Genomic DNA, 21,181 nt, shown 5'->3' with positions numbered 1-21,181 from the left:
TCCCTCGGCGCCCGCGGGGTGGAGACCCCCCCGGTCACCCGCCGGACCAGCGCGGGGCGCACCGCCGGGGGGGGCGCGGCCGCGTCGCCGCGCGGCCTCGCCCCGGCACCTCCGCCGCGGTCAGCCGGCTTCGGCGGAGTGGTCCCACGCGAGCTTGGCCGCGCCCGCGAGCGCGGCCCGCACACCCAGCGTGGTCGGCTGCACCTCCACGGCCCTGACGAACGCCAGCCCGGCCACCTCGTCGAGAGCCCGCGCCAGTGGCTCGAACAGCACCGGGCCGGCTCCCGACACGCCGCCGCCGATGACCACCCTGGTCACCTCGGTGGCGGCGGCCGTGGAGGCGATCATGCCGGCCAGCGCCCGCGCGCCCCGCTCGAACGCGGCCACCGCGACCGGCTCGCCCTTCGCGGCGTCCGCGGCGAGCGTCCGCGCGTCGGCCGGCTCGCCCTCCGGGACCTTCCAGCCGTTGGCCAGCGCCCAGCGGGCCAGGTTCGGGCCGCTGGCGTACCGCTCGACGCAGCCGCGCCCGCCGCACTCGCACAGCTCGCCGTACGGGTCGATCGTCATGTGACCCACGTGCCCGGCGTTGCCGGTGGGGCCGAGCAGCGGCACGCCGTCGATCACCAGGCCGCCGCCGATGCCGGTGGACACCACGATGCCCAGCAGCGCTGAGCTGCCACGCCCGGAGCCGAGCCAGTGTTCGCCCAGAGCGAAGCACTGGGCGTCGCCCGCGAGCACGGTGGGCGCCCCGGTGAGCCGTCGCACCTCGTCACGCAGCGGGAAGCCGCGCCAGCTCGGCATGTTCACCGGGCTGACGGTGCCGGCCGCCAGGTCGAGCGGGCCGGCGCAGCCGATGCCGACCGCGAGCGGCACTGGTCCGTCGCCGGCGACCTCGCCGATCAGCGCGGTCAGGGCGGCCATGACGTCCGTACGCGGCGTCGGGCGCGTCGCGGAGCGGGCGGCGGAGCCGTCCCGGTCCACGAGGGCGGCCGCGAGCTTGGTGCCGCCGATGTCGATCGCGAGTACGTGGCCCATCAGTGCTTGTGGTGGTTGTCGGGCCGGCGGGGGTCGCCAGGGTGTTCGAGACCGGGCACGAGTCGGATCCTTTCGGCGCGCTGCTGGTCGAGCCACCGGGCGAACGCCCGGCGCCGCGCCGCCTCGGCGGCGTGGAGTTCTGTTCGGTACGGGAATCGACGAGGGGGCGCGAGGCTGGCGACGTCACACTATGCCGTCCGCCCCGGCGATGACAACGATGTCAACGGGGTCGAGGGTGGGGTGCTCGGGCCTCGGCCGGACGTGGAAGGATGGGCTGACATGAGCGCAGTGAAACTCGACGGCAAGGCCACCGCCGCCCGCATCAAGGCCGACCTCACGACGCGGGTGGCCGCGCTCAAGGAGCGAGGTGTCACACCGGGCCTCGGCACCGTCCTCGTCGGCGACGACCCGGGCAGCCAGATCTACGTGGCGGGCAAGCACCGCGACTGCGCCGAGGTGGGCATCGCCTCCATCCGCGTCGACCTGCCCGACACCGCCACGCAGGCCGACGTCGAGGCCGCCATCGACGAGCTCAACGCCTCGCCCGCCTGCACCGGCTACATCGTCCAGCTCCCGCTGCCCAGGCACCTGGACACGATGGCGCTGCTGGAGCGCATGGACCCGGCCAAGGACGCCGACGGCCTCCACCCGGTCAACCTCGGCCGCCTCGTCCACATGGTCGAGGCCCCGCTGCCCTGCACGCCCCACGGCATCGTGCTGCTCCTCCAGGAGTACGGCGTGCCGATCAAGGGCGCCGAGGTGGCCGTGGTCGGGCGCGGCATCACCGTGGGCCGCTCGCTGGGCCTCCTGCTCACCCGCCGCAGCGAGAACGCCACGGTGACCCTCTGCCACACCGGCACCCAGGACCTGGCCGGCCACGTCCGCCGGGCCGACATCGTGGTCGCGGCGGCGGGCGTGCCCGACCTCATCACCGCCGACATGGTCAAGCCGGGCGCGGCGGTCCTCGACGTGGGCGTCTCCCGCGTGGACGGCAAGATCGCGGGAGACGTGGCGGCGGACGTGGAGGAGGTGGCGGGCTTCCTCACCCCCAACCCGGGCGGAGTCGGCCCCATGACCCGCGCCCTGCTCCTGTCCAACGTGGTCGAGGCCGCCGAGAAGGCCCTTGCCGGGATGTGACGTCCCGGCGCGGTCAGGCCCCGGCGGTCACCAGCCGACAGGGCCGAGGCGGTCGATGAAGGTCCCGGTCGGTCCGTCGGGGGCGATCATCGCGAGTCTCACGATCGAGTCGGTGCCCTCGGTGACCGTCAGCTCGCCGGTGTGGCGGTTCATGTCCGTGGCGGCGAACTTGCGGTTGGCGACCTCTCCGGGGGTGGCGACGTTGAACTTGATGTCCGGGAGCGCCTGGGCGTACCGGACGGTGATCATGTTCAGCGCCGCCTTCGACGAGCTGTAGGCGAGCTCGTGCATCTTCGAGACGGGCTGCTCCGGGTCGGTCACGACCGCGAAGGAGCCGCCACCGCTGGACACCATCACCACCCGCGGATGGTCCGCCGCCCGCAACAGGGGGAGGAACGCGTGCGTGACCCTGATCGGTCCGTACACGTTGGTGTCGTAGACGGAATGGATCTCGCCGGCCGTCGCGTCCGCGGGCGCGACGGCGTGTCCCGGCGCGCCGGCGTTGTTGATCAGCACGTCCAGGCGGTCGGTGTGCTTCCGGACCAGTCGTACGGCGTCGGCCACCGACTCGTCCGAGGTCACGTCCAGCGGGACCAGGACCACGTTCGCGCCGCCGGCCGTCAGCTTGTCGGCGGCGGCCCGTCCGCGGCCTTCGTCGCGCGAGCCGAGAAAGATCGTCCAGCCTTCTTCCCCGAGCCGGCGGGCCGCCTCGAAGCCGAGTCCCTTGTTGCCTCCGGTGATCAGCACCGAGGTGTGTTCCGAGTTCGTCATGCCCTCTGAGACGACGTAGCCCGCTCGGTTGTGACATGGGACGGGCGCGGGCTGGTGACCGGCTCGGCCGGGGGCTGCGCTAGCCTTCCTGGCGTCGGTGCTTCGAGGACGGGCTGGGATGACGCGAGAGCAGGAATTCGAGGAGCTGCGGCCGCTGCTGTTCTCGATCTCCTACCGGATCCTGGGCAGCGTGACCGAGGCAGAGGACGCCGTCCAGGAGACCTGGCTGCGCTACGCGAAGACCTCGACGCAACCGCGTTCCGTCAAGGCGTTCCTCTCGACGACAGTCACCAGGATCTCGATCGACGTGCTGGGCTCGGCCCGGGTTCGCCGGGAGGAGTACGTCGGGCCGTGGTTGCCCGAACCGCTGCTCGCCGACCCCTACCAGGACCCGGAACGCTCCGTGGAGCTGGCCGACTCGGTGTCGATGGCGGCACTCCTGCTGCTGGAGCGCCTGAGCCCGCTCGAACGCGCCGTGTTCGTGCTCCGGGAGGTCTTCGGGTTCGAGTTCGCGGAGGTCGCCTCGGCGGTGGATCGCTCGGAGGCGGCATGCCGCCAGCTGGTGTCACGGGCACGCCGCCACATGCAGGACGGCCGGCCCCGGTTCGAGGCCGACCGGAGGAAGCGCGCGGAACTCGCCGGCCGGTTCTTCGACGCGTTCAGGGAAGGGGACGTCGCCGGGCTGCGCGCGCTCCTCGCCGCCGACGCTCAGCTGGTCAATGACGGCGGCGGCAAGGTCGGGGGGAGGATCCCCGTCCACGGCGTCGACAAGATCGCTCGGGCGCTGGCCGCCACCGCGCCGCCGTTCATCCGGATCGGGGCCGCGCTGGAGATGCGCGAGGTGAACGGTCAGCCCGGCGCGATCCTTCGCGACCGCGACGGCAGGGTCATCAACACCTGGGTGCTCGACATCCTCGACGGCCGCATCCAGACCATCCGTTCGGTGATCAACCCGGACAAGCTCGGGCACCTGGGCCCCGTCGCAGACCTCCACGCGATCATCCGCGAGAAGAACGAAACTCGCCGGCGAGCGACCTGACCCGCGCCCTGACCCGCGCCCTGACCCGCGCGATCTGACCCGCGCGACGACCGCCTTCGCCGGTTGACCTCGACCGCGGCTGAGGTTGCAGGCTTGTCGCCATGGACAGTTTCGAGATCGGCGTCATCCTCCCCGGCGTCGCCGTACAGCAGAGCGACGGCGTCACGCTGGCAGAGGCCGCGCGGCATGCCGAGGACGCCGGACTGGACGGCGTGTGGCACGGCGACCATCTGGCCATCGGCGGGCCGACACTGGACGCGCCGATCGCCCTGGCCACCGCCGCCGCGGCCACGTCCCGGGTCAGGATCGGCTTCAGCGTGTTCGTCCCCGCGATCCGGCCGTTGGCGTGGGCCGCCAAGCAGGTGGCGTCCCTGCAGCACGTGTCCGGTGGCCGCCTCGTGCTGGGAGTCGGTTCGGGGGGCGGTTCCGCGCAGTGGGCCGCTGCCGGAGTGCCGTACGACCGGCGTGGCAACCGTACGGACACGGCTCTGGAGCTGCTGCCCCGGCTGCTGGCGGGCGAGCAGACCAGCCTGCCGGACGAGCCCGGGCAGCCCACGGTCAGACTGTCGCCGGCCGCGGCGATGCCCCCGGTGTGGGTCGGCAACGCGTCTCCGGCGGCGATCCGGCGGGCCGCGCGGCTGGGCGACGGCTGGTTCCCCTCACTGATCTCGCCCCGCGACCTCGCCGAGGGCGGGGCGCGGCTGGCGGACCTGGCCGCGGAGCACGGCCGGCCGGCTCCCGTCATCGCGATCGGCGGGGTCGCCGCCCTGGGAGCCGGACCGGGCGTCCCGTCCCGGACGGAGATCGCGACCGGCATCAGCGGCGCCTACGGCCGCCCGCTGGAGGAGGTCATGCCGATCCCGCTCACCGGGCGGCCGGACGAGGCCGCCGAGAAGCTGAACGCCTGGCGCGAGGCCGGGGCGAGGCATGCGGTCATCGGGATATCGGGCGGTGACTGGCGTGCACAGGTCGACCTGCTGGCGGAGGTACGCGGCCTGCTACGCCGCCAGGGAACCGCGTCCAAGGGTGTCGCCATGCCGTCATGACACGGCCAGGTGGATGCGGTGGTGCCGTGGGGTCTCGGCCTCGTCGAGCAGGGCGAGGGCGAAGTCCGCATAGGAGATGTGCGCCGCCGGGTCGACGTGTTCGCGGATCTCGTAACGGCCGGTGCGCTCCCCCTCATGGTCGAAGTCGCCGGCCGGGCTGACATACACCCAGTCCAGCGTGCCTCCTTCGGTACGAAGAGCCGCGAGACCGTCGGCGTGCGCCAGGCAGAAGGGCCGGTACTCGGCGGGGAAACCGGGCTGGTCCAGCAGGCGGGTCCCGTCGGGGCCGGGCAGGAGCGGCGCGAGCCCGGCCGCGACGAGCCGGTCCACCCCGGCCTGTCCCAGGCCCTTGATGAGGGCGTGTGCGGCGTTGGTGAAGAAGTCGTCCGGCCCGACTTCCGCCGCCGTGTTGATCGCGGCGTCGTGCCCGGCCGCGAGGGCGGCGACGTCCGCCACGTCGGTGACGTCCCCGGCGGCGACCCGTACGCCGTCGTCCGCCAAGCCGCCGTAGCGGGACGGGTCGCGGACCACCGCGGTGACCTGGTGTCCACGCCGGCGCGCTTCAGCGACGGTCTGCCGGCCGGCCCGGCCACCGGCTCCGAAAATCACGAACCTGCTCATCGTCGGAATACCTCCTGTTGACTCGATGCTCCCGAAAGGTAGCCGCGAGAGCGGTTACCTCCTGGATACCGAGACCGATCACCGGTCCCAGCCGACAGGCAGGAGAGAGCATGACGCACCGCGAGCCGCTGCCTCGGGACATGTTCGACGAACTGTGTCCGTCCTCGCTGTTGCCGTTCCGCTTCGGCGACAAGTGGGCGCCTCTGGTCATGTGCTGCCTGGAAGACGGCCCCCGCCGGTTCTCCGAGCTGCGGGTGCCGCTGCACCGCGTCACCCCGAAGGTGCTCACAAAGTCGCTACGTGGCCTGGAGCGAGGGGGACTCGTCTCGCGCACGGTGCGCGCCGATCCGAGACCGGCGGTGGAGTACGCGCTGACGCCGCTGGGCCGCAGCATGTTGGAGCCGCTGTATGCCGCGTGCGCGTGGGCGGCGGAGCACTGGGACGAGCTGCTTGACGCACAGGAGCGCTACACGGCCCGCTCGCCGGCCGGCTCACCGCGGGCGGCCATCACCGGATCTTGATGCACAAGTCTTGGCGAATTGGTCGCCGAAAACCGGACAGGGTCCACACACGCGGGGGGAATCACGGAGAGGAACGCGATCACGTTCGCGCAGATCAAGGGGGCATAGTGCTTCAGGTAGAGAACATCGCCTGTGTCAACAACGCCGGTTTCGTCATGTACTTCAATGTGGAGTTCCTCGACCCGAACACCGGCCAGTTCGCCGAGAGCCCACCCGACACCGGCAACTACCCCATCAACCAGACCCGGACGATCCCGCTCGACTCGACCCAGGTCCCGGTGGGCGCATCGGTGAGGCCGCGGGTCCACGCTGACGGGGGCGAGAACGAGTCCGGCGACACGCTCGTCCAGTACGCCCAGAACGGCCAGACCGCGACCTACGAGGTCCAGGGCACCACGCTGGACTACACCGTCAAGCTCATCAGCTGACAGCGCGGCCCGCTCAACGGGGACCTCTGGGAACGGAACGATCGGCCTGATCTCCCGGAGGTCCCCGTCGCTTTCACCTGCCGGGCCGCCGGCCGGAGTCATCCGCCGATCGGGCCGTGTACCGCGCTGAGGTGGCGGGCGACCTGGGCCGGATGGGTGAGCTGCGGGTAGTGACCGGCGCCGCTGATCTCGTGGGCCGGGAAGCCGGCGCCCATGGCCGGCGGGTCGGCCGAGCCCACGATGATCTCGACGGGGACCCGCACCCGGGCCAGCAGGGCCCGCGACCGCTCGCGGCCGGCGAAGTCCTCGCGCAGGGCCGCGACCACCCGTCGCGCCACCCCGGGACGGCGCAGATCCGCCGCCGCGCTCGCCACCTCGGGCCCCTCCGGGACGCCCAGCGCGCGGGCCAGATGCTCGGCGGAGATCCGGCGCATCGTCGGCACGGCCAGGATCGAGCGGGTGAGACGGGGGCCGGGCGCCTGCAGGAACGCCGGGGAGACGAGGACGAGCCTGCCGACGCGGTCGGGGTACTTGTCGGCGAAGCGGAGGGCGGGCCCGCAGGCCATCGAGTGGGCGACCAGCGTGGGGCGGGTCCGTACCGGGCGCAGCAGGTCGGCCAGCCAGGCGTCCAGCGGCCGGTCGGTGGGGGCCGAGCGGCCCATGCCGGGCAGGTCGGGGGCCAGGACGGGGCCGTCGAGGTGGGCGACGAGCGGCGCCCAGAGGTCGGCGTTCATCGGCAGCCCGTGGAGCAGGACATGGGCCGGTTGGTGGAGCTCTCCCGCCACCCAGGTACGGCTGCCCGCCACGTCGCGGTAGCCGTACGGGCGCAGCCAGGGTGACGCGGCGCCGAAGCGGGAGGCGACCAGGTCGTCGGCCCACGCGCGCAGGGCGTCGGCGGCCGGCGGCATCTCCAGGCCGGCGGACGCGGCCAGGGCGCGGGCGGAGGCGGTCGGGTAGCGGTCGGCCGACAGGAACGACAGCGTCTCGGGGTCGGCGCCGGTGAGCTTGGGCGGCAGGCGCCGCAGCAGGCCGACCGGGACGGTACGGCGCGGCGCGGGCACGCCCACGTGGCCGGCGATCGTGCTGATCAGCTCCGGCAGGAGGGGGGTGGCGTCGTCGAGCACCCAGTGGTGCTCACCGGCGGGCGATGCGGGGATCTCCGCCAGGAACCGCGTGAAGTAGTCGATCGTGACGATCGGCACGAAGACGTCACGCCCGCCGGGGAGCGCGGGCAGTCTGCCGTTCCACAGGTCCTTGACCAGGGCGGCGAGCCCGATGTACTGGCCCGGCCCGATGACGGTGCTCGGGTTGGCGATGGTCAGCGGGACGTCCAGCTCGCGGGCGCGGGCGCGCACCGCGAGATCGCCCTCGACCTTGGACGCCTCGTAGGCGCCCAGCCCGGCGTAGTCCGGCCGGCCGCCGGGCGCGCTCACCCGGTACCCGCTGACGTGCACGACCCTGCGCAGCGCGGGCAGCCCGGCGGCCCAGTCGAGCACGTTGACCGCTCCGGTCACGTTGGTCGCCCGCGCCTCCTCCACGCCGAGGCCGAAGGCGTACCGCGCGGCGGTGTTGTAGACGTCGCGCGCCTCGGGCAGGCCGTCGAGCGGCCGGGTGATGTCGGCGGTGACGACGGTGAGGCGGCCGGTGCCGACGCCTCGGGAGGTCAGCCAGGAGGTGAGGGTGTCGGCTCGCACGGCTGCCGCCACCCGCTGCCCCCGGCCGAGCAGCTCGGCGACGAGGTGACGCCCGACGAAGCCGGTGGCGCCGAACACGATCGCGTCCATGAGACTCCAAAAATAGATCGGTCTACATATTTTGTGGGCCGAAAAAGGCCCGCCGGGGCGGCGGGCCGGGTCAGCGGAGCAGGGCGGTGATCTGGCGGGCGACCCGGCTCAGCGGCTCCCTGCTGCGGTGGGTCCTGGCCAGCAGCAGCGCCCCCTCGATCATGGCCAGGACCGTGACGGCGAGGTCGTCGGCGTCCGGGTGACCGGCCAGCCGGGAGCGCAGGGCCGACTCCCAGGAGGCGTAGACGTCCGAGCAGGCCTCCTGGAGCGGGTCGCTGGTGGCCGCCATCTCCAGTGCCACGGTGGCCACCGGACACCCCTTGCGCCAGCCCGACTCCTCCAGCCGGTCGCCCAGCTGCCGCAGCACGTCGCGGACGAACTCGGCCGGTGACGAGCTGGAGCCGGCCAGCTCCTCCAGGGCGGCGCCGATCGTCTCCCCGGCCCGCCGTACGGACTCGCCGACGAGCTGGTCCTTGCCGTCGGGGAAGTGGAAGTAGAGCGAGCCCCGGGGCGCGCCGCTGGCCGCGATCACCTGGTTGAGCCCCGCGCCGAAGTATCCTCCCGTCTCGACCAGCTCCTGCGTCGCGTCCAGCAGTCGGTCCCGCGTCTCGGCGCCCTTCTGTCCCATGCGTCCAAACTAGACCGGTCTACATATTCTCGCAAGGTCACGGCCGGTGCGCGCCCGGGGTGTGGCCGAAGGCACGGCGGAACACGTCGATGAACGCGCTGGCCGAGGACCAGCCGCACTGGTGCGCCACCGCCGTCACCGGCGTGTTCTCGGCCAGCAGGACCAGGGCGTGGTGGAGGCGGAGCTGCGTGCGCCACTGGGGGAAGCTCATCCCCAGGTCCGCCTTGAACAGCCGCGACAGGGTACGGTCGCTCGCGCCCACCTGCCGGCCCAGGACGGCCAGCGTCCGGTTGTCGGCCGGGTCGGCGCGCAGGAGGTCGCACAGGGCGCGCAGCCGTGGGGTGGTGGGGTTCGGCAGGTGTACGGGCTGTTGCGGCGAGGCCCGGAGCTGGTCGAGCAGGACGGCGCGCAGCCGCCCGCGTTCGGGGCTGTCGTCGTGCGGAGCCCGGGTGTAGGCGAGGATCAGCTCGCGCAGCAGAGGGGCGACGCTCAGCACCGTCGGCCCGTCCAGGCCGAGCGGGTTGTCGGTGGCGGGCAGGCCGACGAAGTGAAGTTCGAGCTCGCCGTGGGCCTGATGGGCGTGGACGGTCCCGGCCGGCACCCAGATGGCGCGGGTGGCCGGGGCGACCCACGAGCCCGCGCCGGTGGTGATGGCCAGGACCCCCCGGGCGGCGTAGACGATCTGGTGGTCGTCATGGCGGTGGGCGTCGATGGCCGCTCCGGACGCCAGCCACTGCGCGCGGGTCGGCGCCGTCGGCTGGTGGCGGATTCTCGTCATCGATTGGCAGGTTATCGGAAGCACGACAAGGAGCCCGGCCGGGAGCATGGGCATGTGCCAAGGAACAGAGCGATCATCCTGCTGTCGGTCGGGCATGCCTGCGTGGACGTCTACCAGGGCGCCGTGGCGGCGCTCGTGCCCTTCTTCGTCGCCGAGCGCGCCTACACCTACGCCGCCGCCTCGGGCGTCGTGCTCGCCGCGTCGCTGCTGTCCTCGGTGGCGCAGCCGCTGTTCGGGGCGTTCACCGACCGGTGGGCGATGCCCTGGCTGCTGCCCGTGAGCACGGTGCTCGGCGGCCTGGGGATCGGCCTGAGCGGGCTCAGCGGCTCGTACGCGCTGACGCTGGCGTTCGTGGCCGTGTCGGGGATCGGGGTCGCCGCGTACCATCCCGAGTCGGCCCGCGTCGCCCGGCTCGCCGGCGAGGGCAGCCACAGCGCGATGGGCTGGTTCTCGCTCGGCGGCAACATCGGGTTCGCCGTCGCGCCCGTCATGGTCGCCGCGGTCGTCGCCACCGGCGGCCTGCGGCTCACACCGCTGCTCGTGCTGCCCGCGCTCGCCGGCAGCGCGCTGTGCCTGCCCGTCCTGCGCGCCCTGGAGCGGACGTCACGCGCCCGGTCCGGCGCCGAGGTCCCGGTGGGGGCCGACGACAGGGCGTCGTTCGTGAAGCTGGCGCTGGCCGTGGTGTGCCGGTCCGTGGTGTTCGTCGGGCTCAGCACGTTCATCTCGTTCTACGCCCAGCAGCGCACCGGCGGCGGTACGGCCGCGGGCACGGCGGCGCTGTTCGTCCTCTACCTCGGCGGCGCGGCGGGCACCGTGCTGGGCGGAAGGCTGGCCGAGCGCCGGGACCGGGTGACGGTCGTGCGGGGCGCGTACCTGGTGACCGTCGCGGCGGTGGCGGGCACCGTGTTCGTCCCCGGCCCGGCGATCTACGTGTTCGTGGCGCTGACCTCCGCCGCCCTCTACGTCCCGTTCTCGCTCCAGGTCACCCTCGGCCAGGACTACCTGCCCACGCGCGTCGGCACCGCCAGCGGGATCACCCTCGGGCTGACCGTCAGCGTCGGCGGCCTGGCCGGCCCGGTCATCGGGGCCGTCGCCGACGCCACCTCCCTGCGCACCGCCCTGGCGCCGCTGGTCGTGCTGCCCTTCCTGAGCTGGCTGCTGTTCCGGACGCTCCCCGAGCCGGCCACGCCGAGGCGGGGCGAGGTCAGAGCGTGACCAGGGTCTTGGTCGCGGTCCGCTGGTCCATCGCCCGGTACCCGTCGGGCACGTGGTCGAGGTCGACGGTCAGGTCGAACACGGGTGACGGGTCCACGTCGCCGTACAGCACGTCGGGCAGCAGCTCGGAGATGTACGGCCGGACGGGGCACACGCCGCCGCCCACGGCGAGGTTGCGGGTGAACATGACCTCCATGTCCAGGCCGTTGCCGCTGCCGTGCGGGACGCCGACGTAGCCGATGGCGCCACCGGGACGGGCGACGTGGACGGCGGTGCGCATGGACTGCTCGGTCCCGACCGCCTCGATCACCGCGTGCGCGCCCTCGCCCCCGGTCAGCTCCAGGACGGCCTCCACCGCCGCGTCGCCGCGTTCCGCGACGACGTCCGTCGCGCCGAACACGCGGGCCAGGTCGGTGCGGGAGGTGTGGCGGCCGAGGATGACGATCCGGTCGGCGCCCAGCCGCTTGGCGGCCAGCACGGCGCACAGTCCCACGGCGCCGTCGCCGACCACGGCGGCGGTGACGCCCGGCCGGACCTTCGCCGCGAGCGTCGCGTGGTGGCCGGTGCACAGCACGTCGGCCAGCGTGAGCAGCGCGGTCAGCAGCCGCTGGTCGGACGCCGCCTCGGCGGGCAGCCTGACCAGGGTCGCGTCGGCGAACGGAACCCGCACGGCCTCGCCCTGGCCGCCGTCCGACCCGGGCACGCTCCAGAAGCCGCCGTTCACGCAGGAGCTCGTCAGCCCCTCGGCGCAGAAGTCGCAGACGCCGTCGCACCAGTTGAACGGCGCCACGACCAGGTCACCGGGGTGGATGCCGGACACCTCGGAGCCGGCGTCCTCCACCATCCCCAGGAACTCGTGCCCGATGCGCCCGCCGGGCTGCCGCTCGGCCTCGCCGCGGTACGGCCACAGGTCGCTGCCGCAGATGCAGGCCAGCACGACGCGCACCACGGCGTCACCGGGCTGCTGGATAACAGGGTCGGGGACGTCCTCGATGCGGACGTCGCGGGGCGCGTGCAGAACGGTCGCGCGCATGGCCACTCCTGTCGCCGTTGGCCTTCCCTTCCTGTGTATCAAACGACGACACCCCCGCTGACCTGCGGGGTCGCTGATCGTCCGGAATCCGGGTCAGGGACGGGACAGGCGGGGGCGGGCCGCGTACACGCCGGCCACGGTCTGGACCAGGCAGGCCGCCAGGCCGGCGAGCAGCGGCACCGTCCAGCCGCCCGACTCCTGCCGCAGCAGTCCGATCAGCAGCGGCCCGAGGGCGGCCAGCACGTAGCCGCACGACTGCGCCACCGCCGACAACGCCGTCACCGACGCGGGGTCGGGGGCGCGCAGGGCGATGATGAGCAGCGCGAGCGCGATCGACGCGCCCTGCCCGAGCCCCAGCACGATCATCCACAGCCACGGCACGGTGGTCGGCGCGACCAGCAGGGCGACGTACCCGGCGATCGTGAGCACCGACGCCACCACCACGTGCGGCACCTGCGACGCGCGGCGCCCCGCGTGGACGGGCACCGCGAGGGTGGCGCCGACCTGAGCCAGGTTGGTCAGGCCGAGCAGGTATCCGGCGCGGTCGGCGGGCACGCCGGACTCCTGGAAGATCGTGGGCAGCCACGCCAGCACGATGTAGAACGTCAGCGACTGGAACCCCATGAAGGCCGTCACCCACCACGTCACGCTGCTCCTGAGCACCGCGGCGAACGGCCTGGCCCGCACCGCCGTCCCCGTCCCTGCCCCCGTCCCCGCGCCGGCGCCGCCGGGGGAGTCCGGGCCGGGGGCGTCCGCGGCCCGGTGCCCGGGGAGGGCCTGGGGGAGCCAGAGCAGCGCGGCGGCCAGCGCCGGCACCGCCGCCAGCGCCGACACGCCGCGCCAGCCGTACCCGGTGAGATGCTCCAGCGGCACCATGAGCGCCGACGCGGCGGCGGCGCCGACGACCAGGCCGGAGACGTAGACGGACGTGTACGGCCCGATCTGGTCGGGGAAGTGCTGCTTGACCACGCCGGGCATGGCGACGTTCATGACGGCGATGGCCGTCCCGGCCAGAGCGGCGCCCAGGTAGAGGGCGGGCGCGCCGCCCGACGCGCGGATCAGCACACCGCAGGCCAGCAGCAGCAGCCCCGCGAGCAGCGTCCGGTCGAGTCCCATCCGCCGGGCCAGGAACGGGGTCAACCAGCCGAACAGCCCCAGGCACAGCACCATGACCGTGGTGATGGCGCCGCCTCCCGCGGGGGCGAGGCCGACGTCCGTCATGATCTCGTCGAGGAGTGGGGAAACGCCGGCGAGCGCCGGCCGGAGGTTGAGTGCGGCCAGCACGAAGCCGCTGACCAGCAGTGCGGATCTCGCCGACGACATCTGGCAAGGGTACGACGGGTCCCGGAGAGGGCGTCATGGGCCCTGTCCGGGAACGCTCATGGCTGGAAGTCGAGGTCCACGGCCACGGCCACGTCGAGCAGCAGCGGCTCATCGCGGCCGGCCAGCGTGGGCATGACCTCGTCGAGCGCGGCGGTCAGCTCCGCGTACGTCTCCACCCGCCGGGACGGGCAGCCCAGCGACCTGGCCAGGCCGCCCACGTCCACCTCGTCGAAGGCGGGCCACGGGGCCTTGTCGCCGTGCCGTTCCGCGAGCCGGTCGAGGATGGCGTACCGGGCGTTGGCCAGCACCAGGAACAGCGCGCCGGCCCGGTAGTGCGCGGCGCTCCACAGCGCGTGCAGGCCGTACAGGGCGGAGCCGTCGCCGGTGACCGCCACCACGGGCCGGCCGGGCAGGGCCATGCGCAGCCCCACGGCGGCCGGCAGCGCGAAGCCCAGGCCGCCCATCGCGGCCGACACGAACCCCAGAGGGTTGCGGGCCGGCACGAGCCGGTGCAGGTCCGACCGGGACGACGGGGTCTCCTCGACGAGCACGGCGTCGGCCGGCAGCCGGTCGGCGAGCTCCCGGAGCACGCGAGCGGCCCGCAACGGCCGCCCCTCCGCGGGCACCGGCGGCACCACGGCCGCCGGGGAGGCGACGTCCACGGCCGGCCGCGCGGGCAGGAGGGCCGCCAGGTGGGCACAGGTCTCGGCCGGGTCCGCGAGGCAGGCCAGATCGGCAGGGCTCCGGTGCGCCTCCGACGGGTCGTCGGTGACCAGCGCCACCACCGTGCCAGGCTCGACCAGCGGGCCCGGCGTGTACGGGTACTGCCGGAACACCGGCGCGCCCACGGCGAGCACCACGTCGTGCCCCGACAACGCGGCCCGCAGCCGGGGCCGGTCGGCGGGCAGCACGCCCGCGAACAGCGGATGGTCCTGCGGGAAGCCGGGCCGCGCGCCGAACGGCTCCTGCCACACCGGGCACCCGAGCCGCTCGGCGAGCGCGACCAGCGGCTCCCACGCCCGGCACGCGCCCGCCCCCGCCACGATCACGGGGGCCCGCGCCCCGCCCAGCAGCTCGGCCAGCGGCGCCGGCGCCCCACCCGAGGCCGCGTGCGCGGGGGTGCGCAGCAGGCGGCCCGGCGCGGCGAGGACCTCGCCCTCGTACGGCTCGTCCCAGTCGTCCATCGGCACCACCACCAGCGCCGGCCCCCGGAACGTGACCGCCTCGTGGACCGCCCTGGCCACGGCCCCCGGCACGTCCTGCGCCCGGACCGGCTGGTCCACGCGCACCGGGTAGTCGCCCGCCAGCCCCGCCAGCCGCCCCGCGAGGAACGGCTCCAGCGCCAGGTGCCGCCGGTCCTGCTGGCCGACGAGGACGACCAGCGGGACCCGGTTGACCCGGGCGGTCGCGATGGCCCCCACCGCGTTGCCGAGGCCGGCCGTGGTGTGCAGCACGGCGAGCGCCGGCGCGTCGTGCCCGATCGCCCATCCGGTGGCCATGCCGACCACGGAGCCCTCGTGCAGCGCCAGCACGAACCTCAGGTCGTCGGGCAGCCCGCCCAGGAACGTGACCTCGGTGGACCCCGGGTTGCCGAACACCGTGGTCAGCCCGGTCCGTCTCAGCACGTCGAACGTCGCCTCCCGGACGGTCGCCGCCCCACCCGCTCCCTGCTGCCTCATCGGGCCCCCTCGCTCGCCGGCTTCGCCCGTAGACATGCCCACGCGGCTCACCGAACCGAACCAGCGAACACGTCCGGAGTTGGTCCCGAACGACGGGGAGCAGAGCGCTGGTCACGAGTGGTCGGCCTTCGCGCGGTCGGCGTTGGCGATGATGGCGTCGTGGATGTAGCGGGACAGACCGGGGGCCACGTCGTCGAAGTTGAGGCCGATCCGCTCGTTCGCGAGGTAGGACGCGGCCAGAGCGCGGTGCGTGTCGTAGTCACAGTCATGGAACCGGCGCTCCATGTGCAGCCGGTGCTCCTCGGCCAGGTCCATCGAGGTCGCACTGTCGGCGGGGATGCCGGTACGCATGGCCTCAAGCAGGCGCTGATGGATTCCGGACTGCTCGGCACGGATCTCCCGCCAGTCCTCGGCCGAGTACCGTGAGGTGCGTCGATGTCGCTGCCGCCACAGTGGAGAGTCGCCCCATCGCTGCTCGGCGGGCTCGGCGTTGTCCTCCAGGCGCGTACTGCCGAACACCTCCAGCCGCTCCTCGGGCGTGAGGGTGATGCCCATCCTCCGCGCGGCCAACTCCTTGTCGATCACGGCGACCATGGTCTGATGCCGCTCGATCCGCTCGGTCAGCAACCGGCGTTGCTCGTGCAGCCGGTCGGCGTCGCTGAGCGTCGTGTCGGCGAGGATGGCGCCGATGGTGTCCAGGTCGAAGTCCAGCTCTCGATAGAACAGGATGCGTTGCAGCTTGCGGACATCTCCGGCGGAGTAGAGCCGGTAGCCTGCGCCATTGCGCTCCTGAGGCTCCAGGAGGCCGATCTCGTCGTAGTGATGCAGGGTACGGATCGACACTCCGGCCAGGTCGGCCACGACACCGACGGTGTATTCCTTGTCGTTCATGTCCGCCACTGTGCGCCCTCACGCCGCGTGGGGGTCAAGCCGCGTGTTCTCGCGCCGGATGTGAGCAGCGGTGTCGGGAAGCCGCCCATCGTGAACGCATCGCGGATCTGACAACCAGGGCTCGCAGGATTGGTCTCACAAGAAAGCACCAGCCAGGGAGAGTCCCCATGTCCACCACTGCCACCGTCGTCACCGTCCTGGCCGCCCTCTGGGTGGGTTTCTCTGCCTTCTCCCTCCTTCGCCGCGCCGAGTGGGTGGTGAAGCCGCTGATGGAGTACGGCGTCCCCCAGTCCTGGTGGACCTGGCTCGGCGCAGCCAAGGCCGCAGGCTCCGCGGGCCTGCTGGTCGGCCTGTTCGTCCCGGTCGTCGGCGTCCTGGCCGGGATCGGCCTGGTGCTGTATTTCGCCGGAGCCGTCGTCACCGTGCTCCGGGCGCGCTCGTACTCGACCGTCGCCTACCCCCTGCTGTACATGGCCCCGGTGATCGCCGCCCTGGTGCTGGGATACAACGCCTGACGGCAACGCGGATCTCCCGCGATCCTCACGCTGCCCGCGTTCGGGGAGCTGCCCGCGGCCGATCCCGGCCGCGGGGTGGGCCACATGGTCCGCGGCGAGCGGGTCGGGCTCAACCGGATCACCGTCGTGCTCGACGAGGTCACGGCGGCCGGGGCGCACGCCGACGGGTGGACGGCGAAGGTCGTCACGTACATGTGCCAAGGTGATCTTCATGGTTTGGGCGACGATGTTCCGCTTGGTACTGATCGCGGCCGGGGTGACCGGCATGGTCTACACGTGGATGGCCCTGGCCGGCCCGCTGCACCCGCTCGTGCTCTTCACCGTTCAGAGCAATCTGATGCTCGCGGGCTATTGCGCCTGGCGGGTGGTGAGCAGGCGGCGGCCTTCCCTCGAGGTCAAGGGGGCGGTGACGCTCTACATCGTGATAACCGGGCTGATCTGGCATTTCCTGCGTATGCGCGGGGCCAACCCCTTCGAGCGCCTGTCCCACTCCGGTCTCGGCCTCGGCAACTTCCTCCTCCACTACGTGACACCGATCATGGCCGTGGTCGACTGGCTGCTCTTCGACCGGACCGCCGCCCGGCCGAGATGGGCGGTGGCTCCCGTGTGGCTGGCCTATCCGGTGGCGTACCTGGCCTTCGCCCTGGTCCGGGGCGCCCTGTTGCCTCCGGGCGCATGGAAGAGATACCCCTATCCGTTCCTGAACGTGGACACGTACGGTTACGGCGGAGTCTCGATCATGGCGGTGGGGCTGGCTGTCTGCTTCGTCCTGCTCGGCTACGGGCTCATCGCCCTGCACCGCCTCGCCAACCGTCCCAACCGCACGGCCGCCGGATCAGGCCCGATGAGACCTGGCATGTCGGAGGAGTAGCGCTGTCGCGGTGATGGATGTCGCGTGTCTCATCCGTTGGTGGCTCGCGGCCAAGGGCACATGCGATCGCCCATCGTGTCCAGACGAACGCAAGGCGCGCCAGAAGTTTGTTCATAGCATCAGTGGATCCGCTTGCCGCCTGCGCGAAGGGCGTGGCTGGACCCAGGACCACCTGGCCCGCGAGGCCGGCATGACGCAGTCGGCGGTGGCGCGGCTCGAAGCCGGTGGCACCATTCCCACGTTGCCCGTTCTGGAGCGCCTGGCGCGGGCCCTGGACGCGGATGTCGAGGCTCGTTCGACGCCGCGGGTCCCAGCTGTTCGAAGAACCGAGACGACCTCCGCCCAACGCCGCCGGCTGCCAGGTGACGGCAGACGCCGTCCACCCCGACACCCTGTGACGCCCCTTACTCCTTGGACGCGCGGGGGTCAGGGATTCCTCAGAGAACACTCGGGGGTATTCCTCAATGCGACGCGCCGCCGACGTGCTGCATGATCTTCTCTTATGAAGGCGATTTTGCTGGTGGGTGGCCTGGTGACCACCGCGATGGTGTTGACCGGATGCGGATTGCAGAACATCACCAAGGCGGCCGACCAGGCGACCCTCAGTTACGAGGTGAAGGAGAAGGTGGCCAGGCTCGTTCTGGTCGGCGGCGCGGGTGAGACCGTGATCAGTGAGGGGGACGGCAGCGTCGTCAAGGTGGTCGAGACCCTCCGCTGGACTTCGGCCAAGCCCACCACCGAGCACAAGGTGGAGGGCGACGCCCTGGCGATGAGGTACGACTGCCCCGAGGCGATGGACAACTGCTCGGTCGACTACACAATCGAGGTGCCCAAGGGCATGGCGGTGGACGTGGCGACCGGTTCGGGGGGCATCCGGCTGAAAGCGCTGGGTGGCCCCATCAAGACCAAGGTGGGCTCTGGCGACCTGGAGGGCACCGGGCTGACGGGCACGCAGATCAAGGTCGAGGCCGGTTCGGGCGACGCCATGCTGAAGTACGCCACCCCTCCCGACAGCGTCGATCTGGTGATCGGTTCGGGGAACGCGAAGATCGAGCTTCCCGGTGGGCCGTACAACGTGGACGCAAAGGCGAAGTCGGGCGATGCGACGGTCTCCGTGAAGACCGACCACAACTCGCCGCACAAGGTAGTGGCCCGCGTCGATTCCGGTGACGTCAGCATCCTGCCTGGCTAGCCGTCAGCTTCGGTCTCCGGTCCTGGTAGGTCATCGGCATGGCGCGTGAACTCGCCGACGGCCTTCAGCTGCTCCGACTTACGACATGAAAACGCCTCGGGCCTGGGCCCGGGCTCCCGGTACCGGGGTGCGGGGCGGAGCCCCGCTCGGGGCGTCCGAGCGGAGCGAGGTGGGGCTTCGGTTTCTGGGGCTTCGGGCTCAGGGGTTGAGGTGGGGGTCAGCGGAGGCGGTAGCGGTCCGTGGCCTCGCGGGTGGCGCGGATGGCGGCGTCCGCCGTGTCGTACGTGCGCTGGGCCAGGCCCACGAACACGCAGTCCACGATCAGGAGCTGGCTGATGCGGCTGGCCAGCGCCCCCGGGCGGAAGGCGGTCTCGCGGCCCGCCGACACCATGGTGTGGTGGGCCAGTCCCGCAAGCGTCGAGCGCGGGTTGTTGGTGATGCCGACGACCAGGGCGCCGGCCTCGGCGGCCGTGCGGGCCGGGACGAGCACGTCCGGCGTCTCGCCGCTGCAGCTGATGGCCACCGCCACGTCACCCTCCCTGAGCAGGGCGGCGCTGGTCAGTGCCAGGTGGGCGTCCGCGAACGGGTGGCTCGACAGGCCGATCCGCAGCAGCTTCTGCGACATGTCCGTGGCCACCAGGCCCGACGCGCCGACTCCGTAGACGTCCACGCGGCGGGCGGCGGCGATGGCGGTCACCACCTCGCCGAGCTGGCCGGGGTCGAGCTGCGCGGCCGTGTCCGCCAGGGCCTCCGACTCGGCCCGTGCCACCTTGGCGATCACGTCGGTGAGCGGGTCCTCGGGCCCGAGGTCGCCGGGTACGAGGCGCTCGGGCTCCTTGGCGACCGCCACGGCCGCCGCCAGCGCGAACCTGAGCTGGGAGTAGCCGCTGTAGCCGAGCACCCGGGCGGTGCGGACGATCGTCGCCTCGCTGGTGCCGGACACCACGCTGAACTCGGTGATCGTGCTCCGTACCACCAGCTCGGGGTCGTCGAGGATGATGCGCGCGATGGCCCGCGCCGCCGGGGTGAGGGACGGCAGCACGGCCCGGACGGCGGCGGACGGGTTGGCGGGTTCGGGAGGCGAGGTGGTCGCGGCCTTGCGCGCGGTGGTCATCGGGTCAGCCATTCCGCCGCCGCGCGCGCCGACACACGTGAGATGCCGTGCGTGGCGACGTGTGCCGCCCCCTGGGGCGGGCCGGGGATGCCGGTGTCCACCACGATCGTGTCCGGCCGCACCCGTACGGCCTGCTCGACCCGCTCCCGCACCCAGGCGTGCCGGGCCGCGTCATGGACGGCCAGCACGACGGGCCGATCACTGAGCGCTGGCAGCGTACCGTCGTCCGTCATCCGCACCCGCTCGGTCCCGGGCAGCAGCTCGGCCAGCGCCGCCGTGAGTCCAGTCGGCATGGACGGGTCCACGGCCTGGCTGAGCCGGGTGTTGACCTCCACGACGAGCGGCGGCCGGGTGAGCCGGGCCGTGCCGGTCGTGGTCAGCGCCGCCCGGGCCGCCTCCAGCCCCGCGCCGGGGTCGGCGTCGGCGACGGCCTTGTCGCGGGCCGCCGCCTGGGCGCCGTACCAGCGGGAGACCGCGCGCACCCGGGCCGCCGCCTCCGCCAGGCGTTCCTCGGGCAGGACGCCCTCGCGGACGGCGGCCACGATGGCGTCGCGCAGCTCGGCGAGGCCCCGCTCGGTGACCAGGCCGGCGCAGACGGCGTCGGCCCCGGCCGCGAGCGCGCGCACCGCGATCTCGCCGGGGGAGTGCATCGCGGCGACCGCCCGCATCTCGATGGCGTCCGTGACGAGCATCCCGTCGTAGCCGAGCTCGCCCCTGAGGAGGTCGGTCAGGATGGTACGGCTGAGCGTCGCGGGCCTCTCGGGGTCGAGCGCCGGGACGAGCAGATGACCGCTCATGATCGACTGGACGCCGGCCTCGACGGCGGCGCGGAACGGCGGCAGGTCGCGCTCCGAGAGCACCTCCCGCGAGACGTGCACGGTGGGCAGCGCCAGGTGCGAGTCGGTGGTGGTGTCGCCGTGGCCGGGGAAGTGCTTGGCGCAGGCCGCGACCCCGGCGCCCTGCACGCCCCGCACGTAGGCGGCCGTGTGGCGGGCCACGAGGTCCGGGTCGGGGCCGAACGAGCGGACGCCGATGACGGGGTTGTCGGGGTTGGCGTTGACGTCGGCCGAGGGCGCGTAGTCGAGCGTGATGTCGGCCTCGGCGAGCATCCGGCCGATCTGGCGGGCGACCCGTTCGGTCAGGTGCACGTCGTCCACGACGCCGAGGGCGCGGTTGCCGGGGAACGAGCTGCCGTGCTCGACCTCCAACCGGGTCACCGCGCCGCCCTCCTCGTCGACGGCCACCACCACGTCGGGGCTCTCGGCGCGCAGGCGCCGCACCACCTCGGCGTCCGGGCGGTTGCGGGCGAACAGCACCACCCCGCCGAGACCCTCCCCGAGTGCCCGGCGCATCCAGTCCGGGACCTCGACGCCGTCGTAGCCGGGTTGCAGCACGGCGGACGCGAGCCCGTACAGGTCAGTGCTCATGGGACCTCCTACGCCGGTCCCGGGACCAGGCGGCTGTGGCTGACGATGATCTCCCGTGACGCCGGGGGACGGCGTGCGCGGCATTTTCCTTCACGATTATTGAACTGAAGGTAATTTTCTGTCATCGTCGCCC

22 protein-coding genes are annotated in these 21,181 nt (G+C 72.9%); 10 read left to right on the top strand and 12 right to left on the bottom strand.

Translation table 11 applies throughout. The features are described 5' to 3' along the window. Positions 1 to 120: 120 nt before the first annotated feature. A complete protein-coding gene (locus ACIBG4_RS34800; protein ID WP_397205871.1) occupies positions 121 to 1,035 on the bottom strand; it encodes an ROK family protein in 915 nt (304 codons plus the stop codon). Between the two features lie 279 nt (positions 1,036 to 1,314). Here ACIBG4_RS34800 and ACIBG4_RS34795 point away from each other — a divergent pair, with 279 nt between their 5' ends. After that, positions 1,315 to 2,172 (top strand): bifunctional methylenetetrahydrofolate dehydrogenase/methenyltetrahydrofolate cyclohydrolase, encoded by an 858-nt coding sequence (locus tag ACIBG4_RS34795; protein WP_397205869.1) that lies wholly within the window; start codon positions 1,315 to 1,317, stop codon positions 2,170 to 2,172. A gap of 27 nt (positions 2,173 to 2,199) precedes the next feature. Here ACIBG4_RS34795 and ACIBG4_RS34790 read toward each other — a convergent pair whose 3' ends face one another. Beyond that, positions 2,200 to 2,943 (bottom strand): SDR family oxidoreductase, encoded by a 744-nt coding sequence (locus tag ACIBG4_RS34790; RefSeq protein ID WP_397205867.1) that lies wholly within the window; start codon positions 2,941 to 2,943, stop codon positions 2,200 to 2,202. 118 nt (positions 2,944 to 3,061) lie between these two features. On the opposite strand from ACIBG4_RS34790, the gene ACIBG4_RS34785 reads away from it, so the two are divergent. Further along, on the top strand, positions 3,062 to 3,982 hold the full coding sequence (locus ACIBG4_RS34785; protein ID WP_397205865.1) for an RNA polymerase sigma-70 factor: 921 nt from the start codon (positions 3,062 to 3,064) through the stop codon (positions 3,980 to 3,982). Positions 3,983 to 4,083: 101 nt separating this feature from the next. Then, positions 4,084 to 5,028: an LLM class flavin-dependent oxidoreductase gene (locus ACIBG4_RS34780; RefSeq protein WP_397205863.1), complete on the top strand. Its 945-nt coding sequence runs from the start codon at positions 4,084 to 4,086 to the stop codon at positions 5,026 to 5,028. Here ACIBG4_RS34780 and ACIBG4_RS34775 read toward each other — a convergent pair. Beyond that, complete coding sequence (locus ACIBG4_RS34775; protein WP_397205861.1) at positions 5,023 to 5,649, bottom strand: NAD(P)-dependent oxidoreductase; 627 nt, start codon at positions 5,647 to 5,649, stop codon at positions 5,023 to 5,025. The two genes, ACIBG4_RS34780 and ACIBG4_RS34775, sit on opposite strands and share 6 nt — an antisense overlap. A 110-nt stretch (positions 5,650 to 5,759) precedes the next feature. On the opposite strand from ACIBG4_RS34775, the gene ACIBG4_RS34770 reads away from it, so the two are divergent. Together ACIBG4_RS34770 and ACIBG4_RS34765 are read left to right on the top strand one after the other, a co-directional pair. Beyond that, positions 5,760 to 6,170 carry a winged helix-turn-helix transcriptional regulator gene (locus ACIBG4_RS34770; protein ID WP_397205859.1) on the top strand — a complete coding sequence of 137 codons (411 nt, stop codon included), beginning with the start codon at positions 5,760 to 5,762 and terminating at the stop codon, positions 6,168 to 6,170. A gap of 107 nt (positions 6,171 to 6,277) precedes the next feature. Then, entirely contained in the window at positions 6,278 to 6,598 is a 321-nt protein-coding gene (locus tag ACIBG4_RS34765) for a hypothetical protein (protein WP_397205857.1), read from the top strand. Between the two features lie 98 nt (positions 6,599 to 6,696). On the opposite strand, the gene ACIBG4_RS34760 is transcribed toward ACIBG4_RS34765, so the two are convergent. The 3 genes from ACIBG4_RS34760 to ACIBG4_RS34750 form a co-directional block, all read right to left on the bottom strand. Then, positions 6,697 to 8,382 (bottom strand): alpha/beta fold hydrolase, encoded by a 1,686-nt coding sequence (locus tag ACIBG4_RS34760; protein ID WP_397205855.1) that lies wholly within the window; start codon positions 8,380 to 8,382, stop codon positions 6,697 to 6,699. Positions 8,383 to 8,452: 70 nt separating this feature from the next. Continuing rightward, entirely contained in the window at positions 8,453 to 9,010 is a 558-nt protein-coding gene (locus ACIBG4_RS34755; protein WP_397205853.1) for a TetR/AcrR family transcriptional regulator, read from the bottom strand. Between the two features lie 37 nt (positions 9,011 to 9,047). Further along, a complete protein-coding gene (locus ACIBG4_RS34750) occupies positions 9,048 to 9,788 on the bottom strand; it encodes an AraC family transcriptional regulator (protein WP_397205851.1) in 741 nt (246 codons plus the stop codon). Positions 9,789 to 9,842: 54 nt separating this feature from the next. On the opposite strand from ACIBG4_RS34750, the gene ACIBG4_RS34745 reads away from it, so the two are divergent. Then, on the top strand, positions 9,843 to 11,003 hold the full coding sequence (locus ACIBG4_RS34745; RefSeq protein WP_397205849.1) for an MFS transporter: 1,161 nt from the start codon (positions 9,843 to 9,845) through the stop codon (positions 11,001 to 11,003). On the opposite strand, the gene ACIBG4_RS34740 is transcribed toward ACIBG4_RS34745, so the two are convergent. The 4 genes from ACIBG4_RS34740 to ACIBG4_RS34725 all read right to left on the bottom strand — a co-directional run bounded on the left by ACIBG4_RS34740 (position 10,993) and on the right by ACIBG4_RS34725 (position 15,929). After that, entirely contained in the window at positions 10,993 to 12,036 is a 1,044-nt protein-coding gene (locus ACIBG4_RS34740; protein WP_310708369.1) for a zinc-dependent alcohol dehydrogenase family protein, read from the bottom strand. The genes ACIBG4_RS34745 and ACIBG4_RS34740 overlap by 11 nt on opposite strands. Positions 12,037 to 12,129: 93 nt before the next feature. Next, positions 12,130 to 13,359: a CynX/NimT family MFS transporter gene (locus tag ACIBG4_RS34735; RefSeq protein WP_397205846.1), complete on the bottom strand. Its 1,230-nt coding sequence runs from the start codon at positions 13,357 to 13,359 to the stop codon at positions 12,130 to 12,132. Between the two features lie 56 nt (positions 13,360 to 13,415). Further along, positions 13,416 to 15,038 (bottom strand): thiamine pyrophosphate-dependent enzyme, encoded by a 1,623-nt coding sequence (locus ACIBG4_RS34730; RefSeq protein ID WP_397205844.1) that lies wholly within the window; start codon positions 15,036 to 15,038, stop codon positions 13,416 to 13,418. Positions 15,039 to 15,149: 111 nt separating this feature from the next. Then, entirely contained in the window at positions 15,150 to 15,929 is a 780-nt protein-coding gene (locus ACIBG4_RS34725; protein ID WP_397205842.1) for a MerR family transcriptional regulator, read from the bottom strand. 167 nt (positions 15,930 to 16,096) lie between these two features. On the opposite strand from ACIBG4_RS34725, the gene ACIBG4_RS34720 reads away from it, so the two are divergent. The 4 genes from ACIBG4_RS34720 to ACIBG4_RS34705 all read left to right on the top strand — a co-directional run bounded on the left by ACIBG4_RS34720 (position 16,097) and on the right by ACIBG4_RS34705 (position 18,507). Beyond that, complete coding sequence (locus ACIBG4_RS34720; protein ID WP_397205840.1) at positions 16,097 to 16,444, top strand: DoxX family protein; 348 nt, start codon at positions 16,097 to 16,099, stop codon at positions 16,442 to 16,444. Positions 16,445 to 16,655: 211 nt separating this feature from the next. Next, positions 16,656 to 17,315: a Pr6Pr family membrane protein gene (locus tag ACIBG4_RS34715; RefSeq protein WP_397205838.1), complete on the top strand. Its 660-nt coding sequence runs from the start codon at positions 16,656 to 16,658 to the stop codon at positions 17,313 to 17,315. A gap of 13 nt (positions 17,316 to 17,328) precedes the next feature. Continuing rightward, positions 17,329 to 17,808 carry a helix-turn-helix domain-containing protein gene (locus tag ACIBG4_RS34710; protein WP_397205915.1) on the top strand — a complete coding sequence of 160 codons (480 nt, stop codon included), beginning with the start codon at positions 17,329 to 17,331 and terminating at the stop codon, positions 17,806 to 17,808. A 9-nt stretch (positions 17,809 to 17,817) separates the two neighbouring features. Further along, complete coding sequence (locus tag ACIBG4_RS34705; RefSeq protein ID WP_397205836.1) at positions 17,818 to 18,507, top strand: DUF4097 family beta strand repeat-containing protein; 690 nt, start codon at positions 17,818 to 17,820, stop codon at positions 18,505 to 18,507. 217 nt (positions 18,508 to 18,724) lie between these two features. On the opposite strand, the gene ACIBG4_RS34700 is transcribed toward ACIBG4_RS34705, so the two are convergent. Continuing rightward, complete coding sequence (locus ACIBG4_RS34700; protein ID WP_397205834.1) at positions 18,725 to 19,633, bottom strand: MurR/RpiR family transcriptional regulator; 909 nt, start codon at positions 19,631 to 19,633, stop codon at positions 18,725 to 18,727. Then, positions 19,618 to 21,048: a glycoside hydrolase family 3 protein gene (locus ACIBG4_RS34695; RefSeq protein ID WP_397205832.1), complete on the bottom strand. Its 1,431-nt coding sequence runs from the start codon at positions 21,046 to 21,048 to the stop codon at positions 19,618 to 19,620. Before ACIBG4_RS34695 ends, ACIBG4_RS34700 begins: the two co-directional genes overlap by 16 nt. Between the last annotated feature and the right edge of the window lie 133 nt (positions 21,049 to 21,181).

This window comes from Nonomuraea sp. NPDC050383, assembly GCF_044459125.1.
In the GTDB taxonomy this organism is placed as follows: Bacteria; Actinomycetota; Actinomycetes; order Streptosporangiales; family Streptosporangiaceae; genus Nonomuraea.
Note: the sequence above shows the minus strand (reverse complement) of the source record. Positions and strands in the feature narration are given on the sequence as shown.

Coding starts and splice junctions, on each gene's coding strand:
- ACIBG4_RS34800 (WP_397205871.1), bottom strand. CDS start 1,035: ATGGGCCACGTACTCGCGATCGACATCGGCGGCACCAAGCTCGCGGCC.
- ACIBG4_RS34795 (WP_397205869.1), top strand. CDS start 1,315: ATGAGCGCAGTGAAACTCGACGGCAAGGCCACCGCCGCCCGCATCAAG.
- ACIBG4_RS34790 (WP_397205867.1), bottom strand. CDS start 2,943: ATGACGAACTCGGAACACACCTCGGTGCTGATCACCGGAGGCAACAAG.
- ACIBG4_RS34785 (WP_397205865.1), top strand. CDS start 3,062: ATGACGCGAGAGCAGGAATTCGAGGAGCTGCGGCCGCTGCTGTTCTCG.
- ACIBG4_RS34780 (WP_397205863.1), top strand. CDS start 4,084: ATGGACAGTTTCGAGATCGGCGTCATCCTCCCCGGCGTCGCCGTACAG.
- ACIBG4_RS34775 (WP_397205861.1), bottom strand. CDS start 5,649: ATGAGCAGGTTCGTGATTTTCGGAGCCGGTGGCCGGGCCGGCCGGCAG.
- ACIBG4_RS34770 (WP_397205859.1), top strand. CDS start 5,760: ATGACGCACCGCGAGCCGCTGCCTCGGGACATGTTCGACGAACTGTGT.
- ACIBG4_RS34760 (WP_397205855.1), bottom strand. CDS start 8,382: ATGGACGCGATCGTGTTCGGCGCCACCGGCTTCGTCGGGCGTCACCTC.
- ACIBG4_RS34755 (WP_397205853.1), bottom strand. CDS start 9,010: ATGGGACAGAAGGGCGCCGAGACGCGGGACCGACTGCTGGACGCGACG.
- ACIBG4_RS34750 (WP_397205851.1), bottom strand. CDS start 9,788: ATGACGAGAATCCGCCACCAGCCGACGGCGCCGACCCGCGCGCAGTGG.
- ACIBG4_RS34740 (WP_310708369.1), bottom strand. CDS start 12,036: ATGCGCGCGACCGTTCTGCACGCGCCCCGCGACGTCCGCATCGAGGAC.
- ACIBG4_RS34735 (WP_397205846.1), bottom strand. CDS start 13,359: ATGTCGTCGGCGAGATCCGCACTGCTGGTCAGCGGCTTCGTGCTGGCC.
- ACIBG4_RS34730 (WP_397205844.1), bottom strand. CDS start 15,038: ATGAGGCAGCAGGGAGCGGGTGGGGCGGCGACCGTCCGGGAGGCGACG.
- ACIBG4_RS34725 (WP_397205842.1), bottom strand. CDS start 15,929: ATGAACGACAAGGAATACACCGTCGGTGTCGTGGCCGACCTGGCCGGA.
- ACIBG4_RS34720 (WP_397205840.1), top strand. CDS start 16,097: ATGTCCACCACTGCCACCGTCGTCACCGTCCTGGCCGCCCTCTGGGTG.
- ACIBG4_RS34715 (WP_397205838.1), top strand. CDS start 16,656: ATGGTTTGGGCGACGATGTTCCGCTTGGTACTGATCGCGGCCGGGGTG.
- ACIBG4_RS34710 (WP_397205915.1), top strand. CDS start 17,329: ATGGATGTCGCGTGTCTCATCCGTTGGTGGCTCGCGGCCAAGGGCACA.
- ACIBG4_RS34705 (WP_397205836.1), top strand. CDS start 17,818: ATGAAGGCGATTTTGCTGGTGGGTGGCCTGGTGACCACCGCGATGGTG.
- ACIBG4_RS34700 (WP_397205834.1), bottom strand. CDS start 19,633: ATGGCTGACCCGATGACCACCGCGCGCAAGGCCGCGACCACCTCGCCT.
- ACIBG4_RS34695 (WP_397205832.1), bottom strand. CDS start 21,048: ATGAGCACTGACCTGTACGGGCTCGCGTCCGCCGTGCTGCAACCCGGC.